Origin of the sequence: Cyanobium gracile UHCC 0281 (assembly GCF_034931305.1) — a bacterium.
GTDB lineage: Bacteria > Cyanobacteriota > Cyanobacteriia > PCC-6307 > Cyanobiaceae > Cyanobium > Cyanobium gracile_A.
Genome location: NZ_JAYGHY010000099.1, coordinates 1 through 5,480, shown reverse-complemented (window position 1 = coordinate 5,480; position 5,480 = coordinate 1). Strand labels below are relative to the sequence as shown.

At 67.0% G+C, this 5,480-nt stretch carries 9 protein-coding genes and 1 pseudogene; 6 read left to right on the top strand and 4 right to left on the bottom strand.

The genetic code is table 11. The features are described 5' to 3' along the window. Window positions 1-204, top strand: a pseudogene (locus VB739_RS16135) (hypothetical protein); the annotation flags it as partial. A gap of 8 nt (window positions 205-212) precedes the next feature. Here the strand turns inward: VB739_RS16135 and VB739_RS16130 are convergent. Both VB739_RS16130 and VB739_RS16125 read right to left on the bottom strand, forming a co-directional pair. Continuing rightward, window positions 213-1,061, bottom strand: coding sequence for a shikimate dehydrogenase (locus VB739_RS16130; protein ID WP_323358033.1), 849 nt, complete (start codon window positions 1,059-1,061; stop codon window positions 213-215). A gap of 75 nt (window positions 1,062-1,136) precedes the next feature. Then, on the bottom strand, window positions 1,137-1,316 hold the full coding sequence (locus VB739_RS16125) for a hypothetical protein (RefSeq protein ID WP_323358032.1): 180 nt from the start codon (window positions 1,314-1,316) through the stop codon (window positions 1,137-1,139). A 243-nt stretch (window positions 1,317-1,559) separates the two neighbouring features. Between VB739_RS16125 and VB739_RS16120 the strand changes: the two genes are divergently transcribed. Genes VB739_RS16120 through VB739_RS16730 form a run of 5 tightly spaced genes read left to right on the top strand, consistent with a single transcriptional unit; the run spans window position 1,560 to window position 3,996 of the window. Next, entirely contained in the window at window positions 1,560-1,991 is a 432-nt protein-coding gene (locus tag VB739_RS16120) for a hypothetical protein (protein WP_323358031.1), read from the top strand. Beyond that, the gene (locus tag VB739_RS16115) at window positions 1,978-2,232 is read left to right on the top strand and encodes an XRE family transcriptional regulator (protein WP_254971673.1); all 255 of its coding nucleotides are present in this window, start codon (window positions 1,978-1,980) and stop codon (window positions 2,230-2,232) included. The genes VB739_RS16120 and VB739_RS16115 overlap by 14 nt, the downstream gene beginning before the upstream one ends. Next, the gene (locus tag VB739_RS16110) at window positions 2,232-3,572 is read left to right on the top strand and encodes a type II toxin-antitoxin system HipA family toxin (protein WP_323358030.1); all 1,341 of its coding nucleotides are present in this window, start codon (window positions 2,232-2,234) and stop codon (window positions 3,570-3,572) included. Before VB739_RS16115 ends, VB739_RS16110 begins: the two co-directional genes overlap by 1 nt. 60 nt (window positions 3,573-3,632) lie before the next feature. Continuing rightward, entirely contained in the window at window positions 3,633-3,908 is a 276-nt protein-coding gene (locus tag VB739_RS16105) for a hypothetical protein (RefSeq protein ID WP_323358029.1), read from the top strand. Continuing rightward, window positions 3,868-3,996, top strand: coding sequence for a hypothetical protein (locus VB739_RS16730; protein WP_416233355.1), 129 nt, complete (start codon window positions 3,868-3,870; stop codon window positions 3,994-3,996). Before VB739_RS16105 ends, VB739_RS16730 begins: the two co-directional genes overlap by 41 nt. 4 nt (window positions 3,997-4,000) lie before the next feature. Here the strand turns inward: VB739_RS16730 and VB739_RS16100 are convergent, their stop codons facing one another. Together VB739_RS16100 and VB739_RS16095 are read right to left on the bottom strand one after the other, a co-directional pair. Beyond that, window positions 4,001-4,669, bottom strand: a complete 669-nt coding sequence (locus tag VB739_RS16100) for a MarC family protein (RefSeq protein WP_323358028.1) — start codon at window positions 4,667-4,669, stop codon at window positions 4,001-4,003. 14 nt (window positions 4,670-4,683) lie between these two features. Continuing rightward, window positions 4,684-5,480: LCP family protein (locus tag VB739_RS16095; RefSeq protein WP_323358027.1), on the bottom strand; the 797-nt coding region annotated here is incomplete at its 5' end.

Below are 5,480 nucleotides of genomic sequence, written 5' to 3'. Positions count from 1 at the left end.
GCCCTGCTGGAGCACTGGCGGGTGCCCCTGGCCGGCCTGGTGCAGGTGGGCGGCGACTGGCAGCCCAGCGTGCGCCGCCGCGACGGCCTGGCCTGGTTGGGCTGGCTGCCGGAGGCCGACAAGCAAAACGAGGAGGCCGGGGCCGCGATGGCGGCGCTGCAGCAGGTGCTGCGGGGACGCTGGCAGGTGCTGCAAGCGGCCTAGGCCCCAGCTCACTCCCCGAGGGCCTCGGCCACGGCGCGCTGGAACACCGCCTCCTCGGGGGTCACGCCGGTCCACTGCTCGAAGATCTGCATGGCCAGCTGCACCAGCATCTCGACGCCATCCACCACCGGGCAGCCGCGGCTGCGGGCCGTGGCCAGGAACGGCGTGATGCGGGGGTTGGTGATCACATCCACCACCACACAGGCCGGATCCACCGAATCCCAGCGGACGGGCACCGGCTCCAGCTCCGGCGCGCAGCCCAGGTGGGTGGCATTCATCAGCAGGGTGGTGCCCGCCGGCACCGTCACCTCCCCCTCCCAGGCCTGCCACACCGCCGGCACGCCCGAGGCGCGGGTGACGGTGTCCGCCACCTCCTGGCCCTGCTCCTGCCGCCGGGTGATCAGGGTGAGGTGGGCCGCGCCGGCCCAGGCCATCTCCACCGCCATCGCCCGGCCGGCGCCGCCGGCCCCGAGCATCACCACCCGCCGGCCCGCCAGGGGCGCCAGCTTCTCGATCGCCTTCACCACCCCCTTGCCGTCGTTGTTGTGGCCGATCAGGCGGCCCGCCTCGATCGTGAGGTAGTTGGCGGCTCCGATGGCCCGCACGTCGTCATCGACGGTATCGAGCAGGGGCATCACTGCCACCTTGTAGGGCACGGTGATGGCCATGCCGCGGTATCCCAGGGGCACCAGGGCCCGCACCGCCAGGGCCAGATCCGCCGCGCTGGCGATGTCGTTCTTCCAGAACTGCCAGCACAGCCCGTGGTGGGCATAGACCGCATCGAACATCCGATCGATCGGGTTCTCGGCCACCGGATGGCCGAGCATGCCGGTCATCTGCTTCTGGGGAGGGATCACGGCGAATCGGCGGCAGGCCCCAGGCTGGCAGGGGTGGGGGGGAGTGGGTACCTCTGGGCTGGAGTCAGCGCCGTATCACTCCGCGCAGATCTTCCACTGGGGTTCCTCGCTGGCGGCGAAGCAGTGGCTGCCGGATCGCTTCCATCCCCCCAGTGCCGTGGAGGCGGTGCCATGGGGCCATTCAATGAAGTTGATCCTGCCGGCGCCGTCTCTTCCGCGCAGACAGTCGTAGGTGGCGACCACGGCTCCGTTCATGTAGGCCGTGCAGGAACCTGGAGAGAGCCCTGCTGGGCGTGGACCGCAGGGTGGATTCCCAGGATTGCAGTGCTCACAAGTAGAGCCGGTGACTGCATCGTCCGCCTGGATCGTTGGAGCATTTAATTTCTTCAGCCGATGACTTCAACTTGGCGCGCGCCGCTCTTTCGCACCTGGGCGAACCGGCAAAACGGCCAACAAACCAAGCTTCCCGGGCATGCAAACCCCAGAGCGACACACGGCTTGAGCCCCAATCCCGCCATCTCATTGCCAAGATTGCGCCCTGGCTCGTTGCTGCTCGGCTTGTCCCGCTCAGCCGAAAAGGCGACTGGCTACTGCCTCAGCTTCACCGCCGCCAGCTTGAGGCCCGAACCGGCCAGCGTGATCACCCAGATCCAGGACATCTATCCGCAGGAGTACGACCTGCCGGTGATTGGGGTCATCTTGGAGCGTCTCAACGCCGCCCGCTACGAGGTTCTTGCCCGTGAAACCAGCAACAAGGAGCTGGTGGTGGGGCTCTCCGGTTACCGCTCCGAGCTCAAGGCCTGCCCGGGTGAGCTGTATGACCAGCCCAGTCCCGGCGCCCCGGCACTCCGAAAGCAAGTATCCATTGCATACTCGCAAACCGAGTATTGTGCGTTTATTCGGAATCCGAGTGAGCATGGGCGGAGATGAGGCGGTCATCCGTTCGCCGGCCCAGCTGGGTCAGCTGGTGCAGGCCCTCAGGCGCCAGCGGCACCTCAGCCAGAGGGAGTTGGCCCAGAGCGCTGGCGGCATCAGCCAGGCGCGGATGTCGGCTCTTGAGCTCCATCCTGAGCGCCTCACCCTGGATCGCCTGCTGCTGATCACTGCCGCCCTCGACCTGGAACTGGTGGTCCGCCCCAGAAGTGCGGCCGAGCCCGTGGCGGAGTGGTGATGGGACGGCCCAGGCAAGCGCGGGAGCTGTCGATCTGGATGAATGGTGAGACTGTGGGCACCTGGGTGCTGCCGGCGCGCGGTGCACAGGAGTTCCATTACGCCGAGAGTTGGCTGACATCCCCGAACCATCGCCCCCTGTCCCTCTCGCTCCAGCCCGTGCCCGGAGCCACGGTGTTGCGGGGCAGTGCCGTGGAGGCCTGGTTCGAGAATCTTCTTCCCGACAGTGCGGCCATCCGCCAGCGCGTGCAGCAGCGCTTCAGGGCCGCCAGCAGCGGAGCCTTCGATCTTCTCGAGGCCGTTGGGCGTGATTGCGCGGGGGCTGTTCAACTCCTGCCACCTGGCGAGAAGCCTTCTGGGCTGGATCGCATCGAAGTGGTTCCCCTCACAGACAGGGCCATCGGACGCCTGCTGAGGGGAGTCGCCGCTCCGGCGACCTCAGCACTCGCCGGGCCAGCGGAAGAGGAGCTGCGGCTTTCGGTGGCCGGTGCCCAGGAGAAAACGGCGCTGTTGTTCCACGACGATCGCTGGTGCCGCCCCTTGCACAGCACCCCCACCACCCATCTGTTCAAGCTCCCCATGGGTGTGGTGGGAACCGGCCAGATCGATCTCAGCACCTCAGTGGAGAACGAGTGGCTGTGCGGCCGCCTCCTGGCGGCCTACGGCCTTGAGGTGGCCAGTGCCCAGATCGCCGCCTTTGACGGCCAGCGCTGCCTGATCGTGGAGCGCTTCGATCGCCGACTCCATCCCAGGGGGAGCCACTGGCTGCGGCTTCCCATCGAAGACTTCTGCCAGGCCACCGCCACCCCACCCCGGTTCAAATACGAAAGCGAAGGGGGCCCTGGCATGGTGACGATCAGTCAATGGCTCGCCCAGTCCGCCACCCCCGAGAAGGATCTGCAAACCTTCTTCTCGGCCCAGGTGCTGTTCTGGATGTTGCGTGCCATCGATGGCCACGCCAAGAACTTCAGCCTCTTTCTTCAGGCGGGAGGCCGCTATCAGCTCACTCCTCTCTACGACGTCCTCTCGGCCTGGCCCGTCATCGCTAAAGGCGAGGGCCGGTATGCCCAGCAGCAGATCCGGATGGCCATGGCCTGGTATGGAACCAAGAGCCGCACCTACAAGCCTCTGCAGATTCAGAGGCGCCACATGAACACGACCGCCTCTCGCCTCGGGTTGGCCGGCCGTGCGGACGACCTGCTGGCGTCCTTGATCGCCAGAACACCAGGGGTGATCGCCGCGGTCGCCGCCCAGCTTCCGAAGGATTTCCCGGTGGCCGTCTCGGAGCCGATCTTCGAAGGGCTGCAGGCCTCCGCGGTTCAGCTCAGCAATCAGCCATAAGAGGCTCTCTCCTGCAGGGGTTGCGGGGCCTCGATACCAGGCTCAGGATCCAGGAGGGCCATGACAACGCTACCGATTCGCACCAACAAGCTCAAGGGGCTGCTGCGCCCCAACGACGACGAGGCGGCCGTGCGGCTCAAGATGGTCGACGTGCTGCCCAACCAGCCGCCCGTTATCGACACGTTGCTGCTGCACCCCTTAAACCAACTGGATCCGGCCATCCCTGAGGCCGCCGATCCGGTAAAGCCCTCCACGTCCCAGCCAAGCTCAGCCGCCATTTCCGGCAGGCTGGAAAATCACCCTGGATCGGGGGCTCGACCTCTTCCAGTGGTTTGAATTCAACGCCTTCAACGCCGCCGCCGTTGTTCAGGAGGCCAGGTCGGTGAAGGGTTGCGAGATCAACTACGTCGCGGTGAACCCCTGAAGGCTCACAGCCTGAGCGTCACCCGGCTGAGGATGGTGCTGGCGCCGGTGGCGATGAACTGAACCCCGATCGCCAGGGTGAACAGGCCCATCACCTTGATCAGCACGGTCATGCCCACATGGCCGAGCACCTTGGTGAGGCGGGAGGCGAAGGTGAACATCAGGCCGATCAGGATCGCCATGGCCAGGATGGCCCCGAACAGTTCGATGCGGTGGTTGAGGCTGCGGGCCGCTTCGGCATACACCGTGATCGTCGACATCGTGCCGGCCCCGGTGGTGAGGGGCAGGGAGATCGGCACGATCGCCGAGGAGGTCATCTGCCCCACATCCATGTGCGAGACATCGAAGTTCTTTTCGTGCGAATCGCCCGGATCGGTGGCATTGAGCATGCTCAGACCGCTGAAGCCCAGCAGCAGGCCGCCGGCGATCTGGAAGGCACTCACACTGATGCCGAAGAACTGCAGCACCGCCGTGCCCAGAAAGTAGGCACCCAGCATGATCAGCAGGCTGGAGAAGGTGGTGATGCGAATCACCCGCCGTACCTGGCTGCCGGGCACCCCCTGGCTCAGGGTGAGAAAGGGCCCCATGGCGGGGAAGTTGTTGGCCACAGCGAACAACCCCAGCAGGTAGTGCTGGAAGGTGCTCGGCACCAGCAGCTCGGGAGGGATGGCCATGGTGCCCAGTATCGCTATGGGGCCACCGGCTCCTTCCACAGCGGTGGCGTCGCACCAGGATCCAGCTGGCGCAGGCCCTTGTGCTTCTCCTCGGCGGGCTTCAGCGGCAGGCTGGCGAACTGCACCGGCTGGCTGCCATCCAGTCCGGCCGCCAGCAGGCTGAGGGTCTCGCCCGGTGTGAGGTTGGTTTCCACCTTGGGCTGCAACTGGCCCACAAGGAAGGGCAGCTTCGCCAGGCGCTCCGGCTGGAGCATCCGCTCCCTGAGGCTGGTGGCCACCAGCTGCTGGTTGCTGCGCCGGCCGCTGTCGCCGAGCCCCGGGTCGCGGAAACGCACCAGCTGCTCCACCTTGTCTCCGCCGAGCTGTTGCAGCCCGGCCTGCAGGTCGATGGTCAGCTTCTGGGTCTTGTCGCTGTAGCTCATCCGCCGCGGCGGGCTGAGTTCCAGGCCGCCCAGCCCGTTGACCAGATCCCTCAACGCCCCCCGCGGGAGCACCAGGTAACGGTCGGGGGCGGGGGGCTGCAGCCCCACCAGCTCCCGCACCGCATCGGCGGTGAGCGCCACGCCGCCGAGGCGGAAGGCCTCACCGAGCCGTTTCACGCCCTTCTGGCCGGGCAGGTTCACCGCCACTTCGGTGGGCAGGTTGAGCACCTGCAAGGGCCCCTGCGGGTTGATGCGCACCAGCAGCAGGGCATCGGCGTTGGCCGGCCCGGCGGGGGCGGCGCCGTTCCGCGGCGCGCCGACCTTGTCGGCATCACTGCCGATCACCAGCAGGGTGATGGCCCGCGCCGGCGGGGCGGCCAGGCTGGCCG